Annotated in this window: 17 protein-coding genes; 7 read left to right on the top strand and 10 right to left on the bottom strand. The window is 60.3% G+C overall.

The window, feature by feature from the left end:
* Positions 1 to 203: 203 nt before the first annotated feature.
* The 5 genes from AAHA39_RS08520 to tauD all read left to right on the top strand — a co-directional run bounded on the left by AAHA39_RS08520 (position 204) and on the right by tauD (position 5,134).
* Entirely contained in the window at positions 204 to 1,307 is a 1,104-nt protein-coding gene (locus tag AAHA39_RS08520) for an ElyC/SanA/YdcF family protein (RefSeq protein WP_320656204.1), read from the top strand.
* Positions 1,308 to 1,692: 385 nt separating this feature from the next.
* On the top strand, positions 1,693 to 2,667 hold the full coding sequence (tauA, locus tag AAHA39_RS08515; protein WP_320656205.1) for a taurine ABC transporter substrate-binding protein: 975 nt from the start codon (positions 1,693 to 1,695) through the stop codon (positions 2,665 to 2,667).
* Positions 2,668 to 3,462, top strand: a complete 795-nt coding sequence (tauB, locus tag AAHA39_RS08510; protein WP_342690011.1) for a taurine ABC transporter ATP-binding subunit — start codon at positions 2,668 to 2,670, stop codon at positions 3,460 to 3,462.
* Positions 3,459 to 4,286 carry a taurine ABC transporter permease TauC gene (gene tauC / locus AAHA39_RS08505; RefSeq protein ID WP_320656206.1) on the top strand — a complete coding sequence of 276 codons (828 nt, stop codon included), beginning with the start codon at positions 3,459 to 3,461 and terminating at the stop codon, positions 4,284 to 4,286. Before tauB ends, tauC begins: the two co-directional genes overlap by 4 nt.
* On the top strand, positions 4,283 to 5,134 hold the full coding sequence (tauD, locus tag AAHA39_RS08500; RefSeq protein WP_320656207.1) for a taurine dioxygenase: 852 nt from the start codon (positions 4,283 to 4,285) through the stop codon (positions 5,132 to 5,134). The genes tauC and tauD overlap by 4 nt, the downstream gene beginning before the upstream one ends.
* Positions 5,135 to 5,199: 65 nt before the next feature.
* Here the strand turns inward: tauD and AAHA39_RS08495 are convergent, their stop codons facing one another.
* The 7 genes from AAHA39_RS08495 to cyoA form a co-directional block, all read right to left on the bottom strand.
* Positions 5,200 to 5,574, bottom strand: coding sequence for a DUF805 domain-containing protein (locus AAHA39_RS08495; protein ID WP_156853391.1), 375 nt, complete (start codon positions 5,572 to 5,574; stop codon positions 5,200 to 5,202).
* Between the two features lie 60 nt (positions 5,575 to 5,634).
* Positions 5,635 to 7,005 (bottom strand): MFS transporter, encoded by a 1,371-nt coding sequence (locus AAHA39_RS08490; RefSeq protein ID WP_320656208.1) that lies wholly within the window; start codon positions 7,003 to 7,005, stop codon positions 5,635 to 5,637.
* 166 nt (positions 7,006 to 7,171) lie between these two features.
* A complete protein-coding gene (gene cyoE, locus AAHA39_RS08485) occupies positions 7,172 to 8,065 on the bottom strand; it encodes a heme o synthase (RefSeq protein ID WP_005347202.1) in 894 nt (297 codons plus the stop codon).
* An 11-nt stretch (positions 8,066 to 8,076) separates the two neighbouring features.
* Entirely contained in the window at positions 8,077 to 8,406 is a 330-nt protein-coding gene (locus tag AAHA39_RS08480; RefSeq protein WP_182925771.1) for a cytochrome o ubiquinol oxidase subunit IV, read from the bottom strand.
* The gene (locus AAHA39_RS08475; protein WP_043849519.1) at positions 8,407 to 9,021 is read right to left on the bottom strand and encodes a cytochrome o ubiquinol oxidase subunit III; all 615 of its coding nucleotides are present in this window, start codon (positions 9,019 to 9,021) and stop codon (positions 8,407 to 8,409) included.
* 4 nt (positions 9,022 to 9,025) lie between these two features.
* Positions 9,026 to 11,002: a cytochrome o ubiquinol oxidase subunit I gene (gene cyoB / locus AAHA39_RS08470; protein ID WP_071911078.1), complete on the bottom strand. Its 1,977-nt coding sequence runs from the start codon at positions 11,000 to 11,002 to the stop codon at positions 9,026 to 9,028.
* A 2-nt stretch (positions 11,003 to 11,004) separates the two neighbouring features.
* On the bottom strand, positions 11,005 to 12,048 hold the full coding sequence (gene cyoA / locus AAHA39_RS08465) for a cytochrome o ubiquinol oxidase subunit II (RefSeq protein WP_082044032.1): 1,044 nt from the start codon (positions 12,046 to 12,048) through the stop codon (positions 11,005 to 11,007).
* A gap of 614 nt (positions 12,049 to 12,662) precedes the next feature.
* Between cyoA and AAHA39_RS08460 the strand changes: the two genes are divergently transcribed.
* Both AAHA39_RS08460 and AAHA39_RS08455 read left to right on the top strand, forming a co-directional pair.
* Positions 12,663 to 14,588, top strand: coding sequence for an NAD(P)-binding protein (locus AAHA39_RS08460; RefSeq protein ID WP_320656209.1), 1,926 nt, complete (start codon positions 12,663 to 12,665; stop codon positions 14,586 to 14,588).
* A complete protein-coding gene (locus AAHA39_RS08455) occupies positions 14,585 to 15,790 on the top strand; it encodes a c-type cytochrome (RefSeq protein ID WP_219270831.1) in 1,206 nt (401 codons plus the stop codon). The genes AAHA39_RS08460 and AAHA39_RS08455 overlap by 4 nt, the downstream gene beginning before the upstream one ends.
* Positions 15,791 to 15,876: 86 nt before the next feature.
* On the opposite strand, the gene AAHA39_RS08450 is transcribed toward AAHA39_RS08455, so the two are convergent.
* The 3 genes from AAHA39_RS08450 to AAHA39_RS08440 all read right to left on the bottom strand — a co-directional run bounded on the left by AAHA39_RS08450 (position 15,877) and on the right by AAHA39_RS08440 (position 17,808).
* The gene (locus AAHA39_RS08450; protein WP_033114291.1) at positions 15,877 to 16,206 is read right to left on the bottom strand and encodes a DUF3634 family protein; all 330 of its coding nucleotides are present in this window, start codon (positions 16,204 to 16,206) and stop codon (positions 15,877 to 15,879) included.
* A 126-nt stretch (positions 16,207 to 16,332) separates the two neighbouring features.
* Positions 16,333 to 17,316 carry a nucleoside hydrolase gene (locus AAHA39_RS08445; protein ID WP_108571891.1) on the bottom strand — a complete coding sequence of 328 codons (984 nt, stop codon included), beginning with the start codon at positions 17,314 to 17,316 and terminating at the stop codon, positions 16,333 to 16,335.
* Positions 17,317 to 17,514: 198 nt separating this feature from the next.
* Entirely contained in the window at positions 17,515 to 17,808 is a 294-nt protein-coding gene (locus AAHA39_RS08440) for a hypothetical protein (RefSeq protein ID WP_019446630.1), read from the bottom strand.
* Positions 17,809 to 17,952 lie beyond the last annotated feature (144 nt).

Here is a 17,952-nt window from a genome sequence, read left to right as displayed (position 1 = left end):
AAAACAGCTCCCCCTGCCCTTCTGGCAGAGCAGCCGGGAACACGGTTCATCCCCCACGACTCGCCCCGACTCACAGTTTGACGCCCCGATAACTGCTATATTGCCCGCCTGTTTTGGTACTAACCGACTGAATTGACGCGACTTTGCTTGGCGCTGCCAACTGGCGGCGCACAGTGGCAATCAGCCCGACCGAGGAATCTTCGATGAAACAGACCCTTCTCGCCCTGACGCTGAGCGGCCTGCTGGCTCTCCCCCCCCTCGCCCTGCAGGCGGCCGAAAGCTCGATGCAGATAGAGAGCGACCTCAATACCCTGGTGAGCAAGCGCCAGGTGGTGGACATGCTGCTGGCCGAGGCGCAGCAGATCTACAAATCGCCGGCCAAGATCTCCCACGCCGGCTTTACCGCCAAGATGCCGAGCAACATGGAGCTGGTCACCAACCGGCTGCTGGCGGCCTACAAACTCGAACCCTATCGCACCGACCTGCTCATCTCGGCGGCCAACGCCCAGATCTACAACGGCAATATTGACCGCGCCATCTCGCTGCTGGAGCAGGCGCAGGCGGTCGCCCCCGATGACCTCGACATCAACAGCTACCTCGCCATCTGGCAGCTGGTGAAGGGTAACAAGGAGGCGTCGCGCACCGCCCTGGCCAAGGTGGCAGATCGCAACGGCGGACGCGCCGCCGATCTGGACAAGATCATCGCAAGGGTGCAGCGGGTCACCACCATGGCGCTGCAGACCGAGCTGACCGAGGATCAGCTCAAGGCAAGCCAAGAGGGCAAGCGCGCCATCGTCACCTTGGGTTACGCCCTCAACCCCGACGGCACCATGGACCGGATCCTGCTGGGCAGGCTGCAGGCCACCCTCAAGCTCGCCAAGGCGGATCCAGATTCGCTCATCATCCTGACCGGCGGGGTGCCGCAAAATCACCAGACCGAGGGCAAGCTGATGGCCGACTGGCTGGCCAATCACGGCATCGACCGCAGCCGCCTCATCGAGGAGAACTACGCCACCAGTACGGTGGAAAATGGTCTCTACAGCGCCTATGCCCTCGCCCGCCATCAGATCAACTACGCGGTGCTGGTGAGCTCCGCCAGCCATGTCCGCCGCGGTCAGGCGGTGCTTGAAACCGCCTGCGACCAGACCGGCCCGGCCGGGCTGCAGGTGGTGAGCGTCAGCTTCCCCGACAAGCCACTCGAGGATCTGGCAAGCGTGAGCCAGAGCGAGCTGCTCGGCATCTACCGCGACGTGCTGCGCACCTACGGCATGTGGAGCTACCGCTCGGCCCCGCTGATTGAACGTTGATCAGCTGGTTCACGCTGAACCATCCGTGATAAACCATAAAGCCCGCCACCCCGGCGGGTTTTAGCATTGCCCCAACGGCTTTCGTTTTGCCGCCATCGTTTATCGTTCCGTATCGCTATTGCTCGCCCCGTCTTTTGTCTGATAAGGCGAGGTGGCCATCCCCCATGTATCGGGTGGGCAATCTCATGACGAGTAACATATTCAGACGACATTTCTCGCCTGACAGATATCGACTGCAATGATTGGGATATATAAATAAACGCATTGATTTACCGCTCTTTTTCTAAGAACCATTGCTCGCCACAACAATATTTTCGTTATTTCATTGTCAGGCCAATAAATGGGAAAACGGCTATTCCCCCCCCCCGGATAACGGAATAGCATCATGATAGGAAAAGGATATTCTCTCTGGCTGACAGCCCTCGCCCTTCTCAGCCTGCAGGCCCACGCCGTCGACGTGACAGTGGCTTACCAGACCTCGGCCGAGCCAGCCAAGGTGGCCCAAGCCGATAACACCTTTGCCCGCGACAGTGGCGCCAAGGTGAAGTGGCTCAAGTTTGACAGTGGTGCCAGCGTGGTGCGGGCGATCGCTTCCGGCGATGTGCAGATCGGCAACATCGGCTCCAGCCCGCTGGCGGTGGCCGCCAGCCAGCAGGTACCGATCGAGGTGTTCCTGCTCGCCTCCAAACTCGGCAATTCGGAAGCGCTGGTCGTCAAGCCTGAGCTCGCCTCTCCCAAAGCACTGGCTGGCAAACGCATCGCCGTGCCCTTTACCTCCACTACCCACTACAGCCTGCTGGCCGCCCTCAGACACTGGGGCGTGGATCCGGCCAACCTGCAGATAGTCAATCTGCAGCCGCCCGCCATCATCGCAGCCTGGCAACGGGGTGACATAGATGGCGCCTACGTCTGGGCTCCGGCTCTCAATGAACTGGCCAAGGAGGGCAAGGTGCTGACCGACTCGGCCCAGGTGGGTGAATGGGGCGCGCCCACGCTCGATGTGTGGGTGGTTCGCAAGGAGTTTGCCAAGGCTCACCCCGAGGTGGTGCAGGCCTTCGTCAACAGCACCCTGGCGGCCCAGCGCGGCTATCTGGACAACCCGGCAGGCTGGCTGGCACAACCGGACAACCTCGCCAAACTGGCAACACTGAGCGGCGTACCCGCCGCAGAGGTTCCCGGGCTGGTCAAAGGCAACACCTACCTGACTGCCCGACAGCAGAGCGACGAGCTCGCCGCGCTGGTGAACCGGACCATAGTGGACACCGCCCGCTTCCTCAAGGAGCAAGGCAAGGTACAGAGCGCCGGCAGCGATTACAGCCAGTACGTCACCGACCGTTTCGTCAAGGCCCAGGCCCGCTGAATGACCCCAAGTAACCCGGAGGCTGCCATGCTGCAACTCACCCACCTTTGTGCCGACTACGACGGCAAACGGGTGCTCGACAACATCAACCTCACGCTGGAAGCGGGGGAGCTGATGGTGGTACTCGGCCCCTCCGGCTGCGGCAAAACCACTCTGCTCAACCTTATCGCAGGCTTTCTCACCCACCATCAGGGCGAGATCAGCCTGCAAGGCAAACCGGTGACTGGCCCCGGTGCCGAGCGGGGGGTGGTGTTCCAGCACGAGGGACTACTGCCCTGGCGCAACGTGCTGGACAACGTGGCTTTCGGGCTACAGCTGGCCGGTCTACCCCGCCCGGAGCGCGAAGCGAGGGCCCTGGCCATGTTGCGCAAGGTGGGGCTGGAAGAGGCCCATGCCAAACCCATCTGGCAGCTCTCCGGCGGTCAGCGTCAGAGGGTCGGTATTGCCCGGGCGCTGTCCACCCAGCCGCAACTGCTGCTGCTCGACGAACCCTTCGGCGCCCTCGACGCCTTTACCCGCGAGCAGATGCAGACCCTGCTGCTGCGCCTGTGGCACGAGCAGCGCCGCCAGGTGCTGCTCATCACCCACGACATCGAGGAGGCGGTATTCATGGCGACCGAGCTGGTGCTGCTCTCCCCTGCCCCGGGCCGGATCACCGAGCGGCTGACCCTGGATTTTGGCCGCCGCTTCGCCGCCGGGGAGTCGTGCCGCAGCATCAAATCGGATCCCGCCTTCATCGAGCAGCGTGAATATGTGCTCGGCAGGGTCTTCGCCGAACGGGAGGAGTTTGCATGACAGCCGCCCTCTCATCCTCGGCAGTCCCTGCCACTGTGCGCCTGCGCTGGCCCCTGTCACGCCGGCTTGGCGTGAGCCTGCTTAGCCTGACCACCCTGCAGGCTATCTGGTGGCTGGTGGCTCACCTTGGCTGGATAAGCCCTCTATTTTTGCCGCCCCCCGAGCAGGTACTGCACCAGTTCATCACCATTGCCGGGCCGCAGGGATTCATGGATGCCACCCTGTGGCAGCATCTCGCGGCCAGCTTGCAGCGCATCCTGATCGCCCTGATAGCTGCGGCCCTGTTCGGGGTAACGGTGGGGATTGCCATGGGGCTGAGCACCACGGTGCGCGGCATGCTGGATCCGCTGATCGAGCTCTACCGACCGGTCCCCCCGCTCGCCTACCTGCCACTCATGGTGATCTGGTTTGGCATAGGCGAGACCTCCAAGGTGCTGCTCATCTATCTTGCCATCTTCGCGCCGGTGGCCATGGCAACCCTGACGGGAGTGCAGAGCGCCCAGCAGGTGCGACTGCGGGCCGCCCAGGCGCTGGGCGCCTCCCGCTGGCAGGTGTTGTGGTACGTCATCCTGCCCGGCGCCCTGCCGGAAATCTTGACCGGGCTGCGCATCGGGCTCGGGGTCGGCTGGTCCACCCTGGTCGCAGCCGAACTCATCGCCGCCACCCGTGGCGTGGGCTTTATGGTGCAATCCGCCGGCGAGTTTCTCGCCACCGACGTGGTGCTGGCGGGCATTCTGGTGATCGCCCTGATCGCCTTCATTCTGGAACTTGGTTTACGTGCGCTGCAGCGTCGCCTGACGCCGTGGCATGGAGAAGGACTATGAGCAATACCCTGCGTATCACCCCCCTCGGCCCCCACATCGGTGCCGAGATCAGCGGCATTCAACTGGCTGAACCTTTGAGCGATAGCCACTTTGGGCAGATCCATCAGGCCCTGTTGAGCCATCAGGTACTGTTCTTTCGGGACCAGCCCATCACCCCTCTGGCTCAACGGGCGCTGGCCAACCGCTTCGGCGATCTGCACATCCACCCCATCTATCCCCATGCGCCCGAGGCCGAAGAGATCATCGTGCTCGACACCCACAACGGGAATCCACCGGACAACGACAACTGGCATACCGATGTGACCTTTATCGAGACGCCCCCGGCGCTGGCCATCCTGGCAGCCAAACAGTTGCCACCGGTCGGCGGAGACACCCTGTGGGCCAGCGGCATCGCCGCCTTCGAGGGGCTATCCCCAAGACTGCAACAACTGCTGGCAGGACTGGAGGCCGAACACGACTTCAGCAAGTCGTTCCCGGCTCATCGCCACACCGGTAGCCCGGAGGAGTACGGACGTTGGCAGGAGGCAGTATCCCGCCATCCTCCCTTGCGCCACCCGGTGATCCGCACCCATCCCCTCACTGGCCGTCAGGCCCTGTTTGTCAACGAAGGGTTCACCACCCGCCTGCCCGACTTGCCGAGACAAGAGAGCGAGGCGCTGCTCGCCTTCCTGTTCAAGCATGTCAGCAAGCCCGAGTATCAGGTGCGCTGGCGCTGGCAAGAAAACGACATCGCCATCTGGGACAACCGGGTCACTCAGCACTATGCCAACGCCGACTATCTGCCAGCCCGGCGCATCATGCACCGGGCAACCGTGCTCGGTGACAAACCGTTCTGGCGCGCCTCTTGACGCTCAACAACGAAAGAGGGAGGCATCTTGCCTCCCTCTTCTGTTTGTACGTTTCGCCGCACCTGTCAGCTGGCGATAAAGCCCTGCGAGGGGCCCGCTTTGGGATCATCGCCGAAGCGGTTCGGCCCCTGCTGGCCGTTGCAGACCATAAAGTAGATGAGCACCAGGGTGCCGATAACGGGGATAAGACCGATCAGCAGCCACCAGCCGCTGCGGTCGGTGTCATGCAGACGGCGCACCGCCACGGCGAGGGACGGGAGCAATACCGCTAGCGAGTAGATGGAGCTCAGGATCTCCTTGTCGCTGCCAATCAAGCGATCCACCATCCCCACCAGCAGCATGAAGACGACGTTGCAGAGCACGAACATCCAGTATTCGGTGCGACGGGCCCGCCCGCTGAATACCGCATATTGCTTGAGTACCGAGATATACCAGTTCATTTCGCCTCCAGACTGTTTTCAAAAACAAGTAGTTGCAGATCCGAACCGAGCTTAGCGCGATCAATGCCAGCCGTCGATGACCAGCAGCTCCAGATCCCGGCGGCTGATGCGCTTGCTGTCCACCTTGACATAGACAGAGCGCTCGGAAGCGGCCAGCAGCACGTCGCTCACCCCTTCGCAGGCGCGGATCTTCTGCTCCAGAGCCGTATTGGCCTCCACCCCTTCCGGCAGCACGATGCGCAGACTGCTCACATAGGGGGGCTCGGCCATAGTGAGGCTGACCCCGAGCCAGACGAGGGCCAGCGCGGCGCAGCCGCCAAACACCAGCGAGGCGCCACCCAGGCTGTAGAGCAGACCGCCGAGGCTGCCGCCGATGGCCACCCCGATAAACTGGCTGGTGGAGTAGATCCCCATGGCGGTGCCCTTGTAGCCGGGGGGCGACTCCTTGCTGATGAGGGATGGCAACAGCGCTTCCATCACGTTGAAGCCGATAAAGAAAATCTGCAGACCGGCGAGCAGGCCCCACAGCTGCAGCCCGCTTTGCCAGAGCACCAGCTCGGCGACGAGCATCACCAGCACGCAGATCTGGAACACAAGCTTCATCTTTCTACGCTTCTCGGCATAGATGATGAAGGGCACCACGCTGACGAAGGCGATCAGCATGGTGACCAGATAGGCCTGCCACTGGCTGTCACGAGGCAAGCCGGCACGCTCCAGCAGCGGTGGCAGCGCCACGAAACTCGACATCAGCAGAGTGTGTACGCAGAGGATGCCGAAGTTGAGCTTGAGCAGGCGCGGATTGGTCAGCACGGTGCGCATCCCCCCCTTCACCATGCCGGACTCGCGATTGAGCAGGTGGTCACTTGGTGTTGGCACCAGCCAGAGGGTGACGGCGATGCCCGCCAGCGCCAGCAGGGCTATGAGCCAGAACAGGCCGGAGAGCCCCAGCGCATGGGTGATAAGGGGGCCGGTCACCATGGCGATGGCGAAAGTGATGCCAAAGCTCACCCCGATGAAGGCCATCGCCTTGGTGCGGTTCTGCTCGCGGGTGAGATCCGACAAGAGCGCCATCACGGCAGCGGAGATGGCACCGCTGCCCTGCAGGGCGCGGCCGAGGATCACCCCCCAGATGGAGTGAGTCAGCGCCGCGATCACGCTGCCGAGGGCAAACATCAGCAGGCCACCGACGATGAGGGGCTTGCGGCCCACCTTGTCGGAGAGCAGGCCGAACGGGATCTGAAACAGCGCCTGGGTCATGCCGTAGATGCCGATGGCCAGGCCAATCAGCGCCTCGGAGGCCCCCGCGAGAGACATGCCGTAGGTGGTCAACACCGGCAGCACCATAAACATGCCGAGCATGCGCAACGAGAAGACGAAGCCGAGCGCCCAGGTGGCACGGCGCTCGCCCCTCGTCATGGTGAAATCATTCATGATGGCCTCGATAGGTCAGAGAAAAAGAAGAGTAACGGGGTGGCCGACAGCTGCCATGCCACACCCGATATACGGGAAAAGTGCCCGACGGGGCGGCCCCATAATAACAGAGCCGGGAAAGTTCCCGGCTCTGGATTTCATGCATTTAGGGGCACAACTCACACTATCAGGGCAGCATGCTCACCAGCACGGGAGCGGCTTCCGGTTGGAAATCCACCGACATCATCACGCTGAGACAAGTGATGGTGACGATGGAGAACATGAACAGCTTGCGGGCCCAGAGTGCATCATCCACCAGCTGCTTGTAGCCAGACAGCGCCATCCCCAGCCACCAGACGCTCACCGCGGTGGCCACCACCAAATACTTGTAGCCGGCATAACCGCCGAGGAACAGCATCAGGGTCGGCACCATAAAGGCCAGGATGTAGAGGGTGATGTGGAGCTTGGCCACCGGGATCCCCTTCACCACCGGCAATACCGGGATGTTGGCCGCCTGATAATCCTTGAAGCGGAAGATGGCGATCGCATAGGAGTGCGGCATCTGCCACAGGCTGAAGATCGCCAGCAGGATCAGCGCCCCCGAGTCGAACTGACCGCTCACCGCGCAGTAGCCGATGACCGGCGGCGCGGCGCCGGAGAGACTGCCAACCAAGGTGCCGTAGACCGAGTGACGCTTCATGTAGAGGCTGTAGACCCCCACATAGACAATGAAGCCCAGCACTGCCAGCAAGGCGGCCAACGGATTGGCCGCAAAGTAGAGCAGTGCAATGCCCGCAATGCCGAGCGCGGTGGCGTACCAGAGCGATACGCCGGGGGCGATCAGACCCTTCACCAGAGCACGGTTCTTGGTGCGCTCCATGATGCAGTCGATATCCCGGTCGATGTAGTTGTTGAACACGCAACCGGAGGCGACCACCAGTGATACACCGGCCATGGTCAGAATGAACAGGGGCAAGTCCATGCTCCCCTTGGAGGCCAGCAGGAATCCCCCGATAACCGAGATGAGGTTACCGAAGATGATGCCCGGCTTGGTCACTTGCAGGTATTGCTTCATCATCATTGCCAGCCTGCTCAGTGGACCATCATGTTGATGTTGAGGTTGTACATGATCCACAGAGAGCCCACGATCACGATGGCGATGATGAGCACGGTAAAGACCAGTGCCACCAGATTCCAGCGCTCCTCGGACGAGGTGTTCATGTGCAGGAAGTAGACCAGATGGACGAAGATCTGCACCACCGCCATGCCGACCACGGTAGCCAGCACGGTTCCGTGGGAGGCGGAGCCATCCATCACCATCCAGAACGGGATCGCGGTCAGAATGACTGACAGCACGAAGCCGGTCATATAGCTCTTGGCGCTGCCGTGGCTGGCGCCGTGATTGTCAACGGAATGACTCATTTACATTGCCCCCATCAGATAGACCACGGTAAAGACGCAGATCCACACCACGTCGAGGAAGTGCCAGAACAGGCTCAGGCACATCAGGCGGGAGCGGTTGCGATCGGTCAGCCCCTTCTTGGCCACCAACACCATCATCACGATGATCCAGATAAGGCCGCTGGTCACGTGGATACCGTGGGTACCGACCAGAGTGAAGAAGGCGGAGAGGAAAGCGCTGCGATCCGGGCCGTAGCCCTCGGCGATCAGGTGATGGAATTCGTAGATCTCCATCGCGATAAAGCCGGCACCCAGCACGAAGGTCACCAACAACCAGCCGTTGACGGCGGATAGCTGGTTCTTGTTCATCGCCAGCATGGCAAAACCGAAGGTGATGCTGCTAAAGAGCAGCAACATGGTTTCGCCAAACACGAACGGCAGCTCGAAGATATCCTTGCCGCTCGGGCCGCCGGCGGTGCCGTTGACCAGGACTGCATAGGTTGCAAACAGGCATGCAAACAGGATGCAGTCACTCATCAGGTAGATCCAGAAACCGAATACCTTGTTGGCTCCGGCATCGTGGTGCCCATGGTCATGGGCACCGTCGTGAGTGTGATGTAGAACGTCGGTCGCCATTGCTTCACGCCACCTTGTTGATATTTTCAAAATGCTGACGCTCGATCCGCTCGATCTCGTCAACCTGCACGTAGTAATCCACGTCGTCGTTGAAGCTGTGGATGATCCAGCTCGCAATCATGCCGATGAAGCCGGCGATGGCCATCCACCAGATGTGCCAGACCATGGCAAAACCAAACACGGTGGCAAAGCCTGCGATGATGACCCCTGCCCCGGTGTTCTTGGGCATATGGATCGGGTCGTAGTGCTCGGGCTGCTGATAGGCAGAACCGTCCTGTTTGGCATCCCAGAAGGCATCCAGCCCCTTGATCTTCGGCTCGATGGCGAAGTTGTAGAAGGGCGGCGGAGAAGAGGTTGCCCACTCCAGGGTACGGCCACCCCAGGGGTCACCGGTCAGATCACGGTTCTGCTCGCGGTCGCGGATGCTGACCACCAGCTGGATCACCTGACACAGCACCCCCACGGCAATCAGCGCGGCACCACAGGCAGCCACTACCAGCCAGCCATGGAACTGGGGATCCAGATGCTGGCTGACGCGACGGGTCATGCCCATGAAGCCCAGCACGTAGAGCGGCATGAAGGCGACGAAGAAGCCGACAATCCAGAACCAGAAGGCGCGCTTGCCCCAGACATCGTTGAGCTTGAAGCCGAACGCTTTCGGGAACCAGTAGGTGATACCGGCGAAGCAGCCAAACACCACGCCGCCGATGATGACGTTGTGGAAGTGGGCGATCAGGAACAGGCTGTTGTGCAACACGAAGTTGGCCGCCGGTACCGAGAGCAGTACCCCGGTCATGCCGCCGATGCTGAAGGTGATGATGAAGCCGACGGTCCACAACATGGGCGAGGTGAACTCGATACGACCGCGGTACATGGTGAACAGCCAGTTGAAGATCTTCACCCCGGTCGGGATGGAGATGATCATGGTGGTGATGCCGAAGAAGGCATTCACGTTGGCGCCGGAGCCCATGGTGAAGAAGTGGTGCAGCCAGACGATGAAGGAGAGCACGGTAATGGCGACGGTCGCCCACACCAGCGAGGTGTAACCGAACAGCTTCTTCTTGCTGAAGGTAGCCACCACTTCGGAGAAGATCCCGAACACCGGCAGCACCAGAATGTACACCTCGGGGTGACCCCAGGCCCAGATCAGGTTGATGTACATCATCATGTTGCCACCCATGTCATTGGTAAAGAAATGGGTGCCGAGGTAACGGTCGGCGGTGAGCAGGGCCACCGTGACGGTCAGGATCGGGAAGGAGGCGATGATCAGGATGTTGGCGCACAGGGCGGTCCAGGTGAACACCGGCAGGCGCATCATGGTCATGCCCGGGGCACGCATCTTGATGATGGTGGCGAAGAAGTTGACGCCGGTCAGCAGGGTGCCCAACCCCGAGATCTGCAGACTCCAGATCCAGTAGTCGACCCCGACCCCCGGGCTGTACTCCAGCCCCGACAGCGGCGGATAGGCCAGCCAGCCGGTCTGGGCAAATTCACCAACCCCGAGGGAGATGTTGATCAGCACCACGGCGGCGGCGGTGAACCAGAAGCTCACGTTGTTGAGGAAGGGGAAGGCCACGTCACGGGCACCGATCTGCAGCGGCACCACAATGTTCATCAGACCGATAACCAGTGGCATCGCCACGAAGAAGATCATGATGACGCCGTGGGCGGTAAAGATCTGGTCGTAGTGGTGCGGTGGCAGAATGCCGTCGCTGCCGGCCGAAGCCATCACCTGCTGGGTCCGCATCATCACCGCATCGGCGAAGCCGCGCAGCAGCATCACCATGCCGAGGATGAGATACATGATCCCGAGGCGCTTGTGATCCACCGAGGTGAGCCACTCTTTCCACAGATATTGCCACTTGCCGAAATAGGTGATGAGACCGGCGACAGCCAGCCCCCCCAGAATGATTCCGGCCACCGTCACCATGATGATGGGTTCATGGTACGGAATGGCGTCGAGCGTTAATTTTCCAAACATCGTTATTCCTCGGATCCCGCTTTCACAGAGTTGTCATCCATTGCCATCTTCATATGGCCGGCATGATCCATGTGTTCGTCTTGCGCCATGTCGCCATGGTTCATCTGTGAGTGATCCATCCCCTGATGGGTCATGGTCTCCCCCTGTGCCATAGGCATCTCGTGGGTCATCCCCTGGTGCTGGCCGTGCTTCATGTCACCCATGAACTTGTTGATCAGGGTGACAAACAGTTTCGGATCGGCACTGGAGAAGTACTCCACCGGATGGAACTCGCTCGGTTTGGCCAACGCATTGAACTGATCCATGGTGATCAGCTGTTTTGGCGACGCCTTTACCTTGGCAACCCAGGCATCAAAACCGGCCTGATCCGGAGTAGCGATGGCATTGAACTTCATGCCCGAGAAACCGGCACCGCTGTAGCTGCTGGAGATGCCGTCATACTGTCCCGGCTCGTTGGCGATGAGGTGCAATTTGGTCTGCATGCCCGCCATCGCATATATCTGGCCGCCCAGACGCGGAATGAAGAAGGAGTTCATCACGGTATCGGAGGTGACCCGGAAATTGACCGGCGTATTGACCGGGAAGGCCAATTCATTAACCGATGCAATACCCAGTTCTGGATAGACAAACAGCCACTTCCAGTCGAGAGAAATAACATCGACCTGAATCGGTTTCACCGTGGAATCCAGCGGTTTGTAAGGATCCAGTTCGTGAGACGTTTTCCAGGTAATGGTGGCGAGAATAACGATAATAATGACGGGAACGGTCCAGACAACCGCTTCAATCTTGTTGGAGTGAGACCAGTCAGGGGTATATTTGGCGTCGGTATTCGAAGCTCTGTATTTACGAGAAAATACCACGGCCATAATAATTACAGGGATCACCACGATTAACATCAGGCCAAGGGCTGTCAGTATCAGTGATTTCTGTTCCAGACCAATCTGCCCTTTGGGGCTCATCAGAGCCATGTCACAGCCAGTCAGCATGCCGGCGGCCGCGAGCAACAGCAAAGCACCCAAACCCCTCTTTAATGCAAAAGGTTTCATGCAGCGTCCTTTATCTTCGCAAGGCTAAAGTTGTAAAAAAAACGCATCATTCTGAACAAAACCTGACTATGTGAACAACATGAAAAATTAATCTCGATGTTGTGCCCAGGTTGGCGTTTGCATGTAACAGTTGTTAACCCATGACCAATAACCGGCTGCATAAAACAAGCTGATCATTAATTCATCGCACCCTGCTTTTATTTCAATCAGCTTGGCGCCAGAGCAAGAGAACCGGACGCAATTAACCTTGTACTATTCATGGTCAAATAACGGAATTTGAACTATCTGCATAAAATACATGCACTATTTTCGCACTATTTTTGTGCCCTCTGGAAATATGAAAAACGAAAAGGAACTCAATCAAAACCATAATTAATCAAAATGAGCTCAAATTAATTCCATGGATTCAGCAAGGTTTTGTCTCATAAATATGCAAAGATGGAGACATCTACCCCTGTTTTGGCCATTACAAGCTTCATCATTTTGTTTAATAAGTTATTATCAAAGCCATGGACTCTACCGGGATATGACGGTAGGTTGCGTCCCCTTGCTGCTTGCCAGCTACCATTTCAGCTCTGTGCTTTTTTTCAACGCTTCAAACAACAGGGATTGCCATGAGCATCACACGCAGAGATTTTCTCAATGGCGTCGCCATCACCATCGCAGCAGGCATCGCCCCCATCAACCTGCTCAAGGCTGCCGAAGGCGGCAGCGCGCTGGCTGACAAGACGCTGGTCTACCCGCCCGCCCTCACCGGCCTGCGCGGCAACCACCCGGGCTCTTTCGAACCGGCCCACAGCATCGCCCGTGATGGCAAACAGTATGACTTTGCCAATGTTCCCCTTGAGGGGGAGTACGATCTGGTGATCGTCGGCGCCGGCATCAGCGGTCTGGCCGCCGCCTGCTTCTATCAGCAACTGCTCGGCGCGGATAAAAAGATCCTGCTGCTCGACAACCACGATGACTTCGGCGGCCACGCCAAGCGTAACGAGTTCACCACCCCCGATGGCCTGCGGCTGGGCTACGGCGGCAGTGAATCCCTGCAATCACCACGCTCGGTCTACAGCCCGGTGGCGCTCGGCCTGCTCAAGGCGCTGGAGGTCAACATCGACGAACTGGCCGCCGGTTTCCAGCAGACTTTCTATCCGGATCTGGGGCTCAGCCGTGGCGTCTATTTCGATGAGAAGCACTTTGGCGTCAACAAGACAGTGAACGGCGATCCGGGCCATAACGTGGCGGATGACATCCCGCGCGATCGCCTGAATGGCCGTCCGCTGGCGGAGTTTATCGGTGACTTCCCGCTCGATGATGCCGACAAGGCCGCTCTGCTGGCCCTGCATGAAGAGAAGACCGACTACCTGAGCGGCATGACCCGCGAACAGCAGGATGAGTGGATCACCCGCAACAGCTACACAACTTTCCTGCGCGACAAGGTGGGTCTGAGCGAACGAGCCATCACCTACTTCCAGCAACGTACCAACGATTTTCAGGCAGTCGGCATCGATGCCACCGCCTGCGCCGACGCCCGCCTCTGTGCCCTGCCCGGCTTTGGCGGCCTCAACCTGACTCCGCTCGATGCCGAGGAGCAGGCCGAGCTTGACGATCCCTACATCTTCCACTTCCCGGATGGAAACGCCGGCCTCACCCGCCTGATGGTGCGCAAACTCATCCCGCAGGTGGCACCGGGTCACACCATGCAGGATGTGGTGCTGGCCAAATTTGACTACAGCAAGCTCGATCTGCCGGAGCACAAGGTACAGCTACGCCTTGGCAGTACCGCCCTGCAGGCGAAAAACGTGCGCCTCGCCGATGGCAAGCTGGCGGTAGATGTCACCTACATCAAGGAGGGGAAACTGCACCGGGTGCGCGCCAAGCAGTCGATCATGGCGGGCTACAACATGATGATCCCCTACATGGTGCCCGAGATGCCGGAGCCCCAGAAGGAGGCGCTGCGCCAGAACGTCAAGGCACCGCTGGTCTACACCAAGGTGGTGATCAAAAACTGGCAAGCCTTCGTCAAGCTCGGTGTGCACGAGGTCTACTCCCCGGCCGCCCCTTACAGCCGGGTCAAGCTGGACTATCCGGTCAGCATGGGTGGCTATGAGCATCCCAAGAGCCCGGATCAGCCGATGTGCCTGCACATGGTCTATGTACCAACCCTGCCGGGCAGCGGCCTGTCGGCCCGCGAACAGTCCCGCAAGGGGCGCGCCATGATCCTCGGCATGCCGTTCGAGCAGCATGAACAGATGATCCGCGAACAGCTGCAGGGGATGCTGGGTAGCGCCGGTTTCAACCATGAGCAGGATATCCTCGCCATCACGGTCAACCGCTGGTCCCACGGCTACTCCTATGTCACCAACACCCTGTTCGATGACGAGGAGCAGTGCGAGAAGTGGATCGAGCTGGGGCGCAAGCCGGTCGGCAACATCACTATCGCCAACTCGGATTCGGGCTGGAGCCCCTACGCCCACGCCGCCATCGACGAGGCGTGGCGCGCCGTCAACGAGCTGGTCGCCATGACCAAGGGAGGTGCCCAATGAGCCGCGCCCTGTCACTGACTGCCAGCGCCCTGCTGCTGGCGCTGCCCGCCCTTGCCGCCCACGCGGCTCCCGCCATGTCGGCAGGTGAGTATGTGGCCAAGCTGGGCGATTGCGCCGCCTGTCACACCAGCGAGGCAAGCAAGCCGCTGGCTGGCGGCAAAGGGTTCCCGACCCCCATCGGCACCGTGTTTGCCACCAACATCACCCCCGACAAGAGTCACGGCATCGGCAATTACAGCCTGCCGGAGTTCATCAAGGTGATGCGCGAAGGGGTGGCCCGCGATGGGCATCGCCTCTATCCGGCCATGCCCTACACTGCCTACGCCAAGATGAGCGATGAGGATCTCACCGCCCTCTACCACTACCTGATGCAGGATGTGCCGCCGCTGGCGGTAGCCAACAAGGAGAGCGACATCCCCTGGCCGCTCAATATGCGCTGGCCGCTGATGGGGTGGAACTGGGTCTATCACGACGACAGCCGCTTCACCCCGGTGGCCGGCAAGAGCGAAGAGTGGAACCGCGGCGCCTATCTGGTACAGGGTGCCGGTCACTGCGGCAGCTGCCACACCCCGCGTGGGCTTGGCATGCAGGAGAAAGCGCTGACCGAGGCGGATCCCGTCTACCTGAGCGGTGCAGCCCTCGACGGCTGGTATGCTCCCGATATTCGTGGCAGCCGCTACGACAAGCAGGCGCTGATCGACCTGCTGAAAACTGGCCGCAGCCAGCATCAGGCCGTCGCAGGCCCGATGGCGGAAGTGATCACTCACAGCAGCCAGTATTTCAGCGACGCCGATCTGGCCAGCATCGCCACCTACCTCACCGACCTGAAAGCGGAGCCGGCGGTAGCGAAAGGAGCCCGCGCCTATGCCAGTGCCGGCGGCAAGGCGGACTACGCCATGTACTGTTCCACCTGCCACGGGGTCGATGGCAAGGGCAATGACCACGTCATCCCCTCGCTGGTGAACAACCGCACCGTGCTGGCGGACGATCCGGCGAGCCTGCTCAACGTGCTGCTGCATGGTGCCGAAACGCCCATCACCCGCGGTCATCTCGGCTACCACATGCCGGGTTACGGCTGGACCATGGATGACGAGCGGATCGCCGAGCTGGTCAATACATTGCGCGCCTCCTGGGGCAACGAGGGGCAGGCGATCAAGGCTGCTGCCGTCAAAGCCCAGCGCGAGCTGCACGGCAAGGAGTAAGGGCAAGCCGCTCTCGCTTGGCCAAGCGCCATAAAAAATGGGCCTCCACTGGAGGCCCGTTTGCTATCTGATGCACTCGGGCTGCTTTACCCTTTGCGCGGCTTGGCGCCCGGGGCGGCGACGTGACGATAGTCGCCATAGGGGAAGATATTGCGAAAACGCTGGGCCACCGGCTCGGGGATGGAGCGGGAGAAGACCAGCTTGACCCCGTCACCATCGCGATGTCCCACAATGCGCCCACGCACTGTTTCGTGGCGCAGGATCTGCTTGGCATGCTCAATAAAGGCGGGCGATACCTTGCCCTGCTTGACCACCACCTTGCCGGGTGCAAGGCGGATCTCGAACAGGGCACCACGCCCCAACTTCATCAACCACCAGATCAGGGCTATCGCCACTATCAAGGAAATCCATGCCATCCCAATCCCTCCTAACGTCTTGATATCAGGCAGTATAAGCGCCTGTGCGCCGCGATTGTTTGGCGGGGATCACAGCCGCAACGCAACGCGCGCCACCAAGAATCACCGCCAGACCGTCGGGGACGTTTAACGGCGCTTGCCCCAGGCCACCAGCGTCTCCCGATAGAGTGCGAGCAGCGCCTCATCACGTACTGCCACCCCGACCTGCTGCGGGCGAAAATCGGCCCAGCCATCGTGGGAGTGGCGCTTGCCATCGAACTTTTGCAGGGTATGGCCGATGGCCGGGCCACTGTTGATCACCCGCACCGGCCCCTCACGCAGGGTAAAGAGAGTCGGGTCAATGACATAGGCGATGGCGGACGGGTCGTGGACATGGCAGCCGGAGAGTCCCAGTTTCTCCGAGTAAAAACGCAGGTAGAAGCGGCTCACATCCCACAGGAACTGGCCCGGCTCGCCCGCCTCGTCACGCAGCGCATCGAGATAGTCGCCGCTGAAAAAGCTCTGCTGGGTCACATCCAGCCCGATGATCACCACCGGCCAGTCGGCAGTAAAGACCCGGTCGGCAGCATCGGGATCGTCGTGGATATTGGCCTCGGCATAGGGGGTGACGTTGCCGCGATGACCATTGATACCAAAAGCGCCCCCCATCACTACCACCTGTTTCACCAGTGAAACAATCTCGGGCGCCTGCTGCAGTGCCAGCGCCAGATTGGTCAGGGGCCCGATGGTGACGAGAGTGATCTCCCCCGGCGCCGCTTTGACCGCCTCGACAATGTACTGCCATGCGGGACGGGGATCGGGCGCAATAGTCACCTCTCCCGCCTCCAGGTCACCAAAGCCACTCGGGCCGTGAACTATGGTGGTGGGGCCGACCGGTTCGCGCAGCAGCGGGGCGGCAGCGCCTTTGGCCACATCCGCTTTCATGCCGTACTTCTGCTTGAGCCAGAGGGCGTTGCGGGTGCCATTGGCGATGGTGGCGTTGCCAAAAACGGTGGTGATGGCGAGCAGCTCAATGGCGGGGTGAGCCTCGGCAAAGAGGATGGCCATGGCATCGTCGATGCCCGGATCGGTGTCGAGAATAATCTTGTGAGTCTGGATCTTGTCAGTCATATGACCTCCCTGCAGCGACAAAAGGGGGAGTCTACCGGGCTCACCGCCCTTTATCCCGGCAGGGGATCACACCCTGAACCTTTGCCCGCCCTTTCCTGCATCACATCCACAATCCCCGCTACAAAAAATGGCGCGGCCACTTGGGGCCGCGCCATGACGATTCATTATCTCATTGTGCAGGAACCAGGTTCCCGCCGCTCAGCGTTTACGGTGCCAACGCGGCGAGGTGGACTTCTCTCCCCAGGGGGTCACGCAGGGGAGCAGAGCCCCTTCAATCACCGCATCGCAGCTGGCCAGCGCCTCGGCAATCTTCTGATGCAGCACCCGCAACACCTTGCCTTCGTGCTCGGCCAGCGAGTGGCCGGCGGCAAAGAACTCCGGCTGATACTGCAGCGCCAGCTTCTGGGCAAATTCGTAAGTGTTGAAGCAATCCGGCATCCGCTCAACCACATCTTCAAGCCGGGTCAACAAGCTGTTCAATTCCCTGGTCATAGTGCTCCCTCCGTGCATGTGAATAGCCAAAAACTACCTCTTATTGGATAAGCCACCAACGAGCAAACCACAAAAGTGTGGGGAGGAACACAGTTCTCTCTTGCGTCCAGCCGCCGGTGACAGGGGCAGATGATGCCAGCTTTA

This window comes from Aeromonas sp. SE22, from assembly GCF_038739755.1.
Taxonomy (GTDB): Bacteria; Pseudomonadota; Gammaproteobacteria; order Enterobacterales; family Aeromonadaceae; genus Aeromonas; species Aeromonas jandaei.
This window is presented reverse-complemented; position numbering and strand designations above follow the sequence as displayed.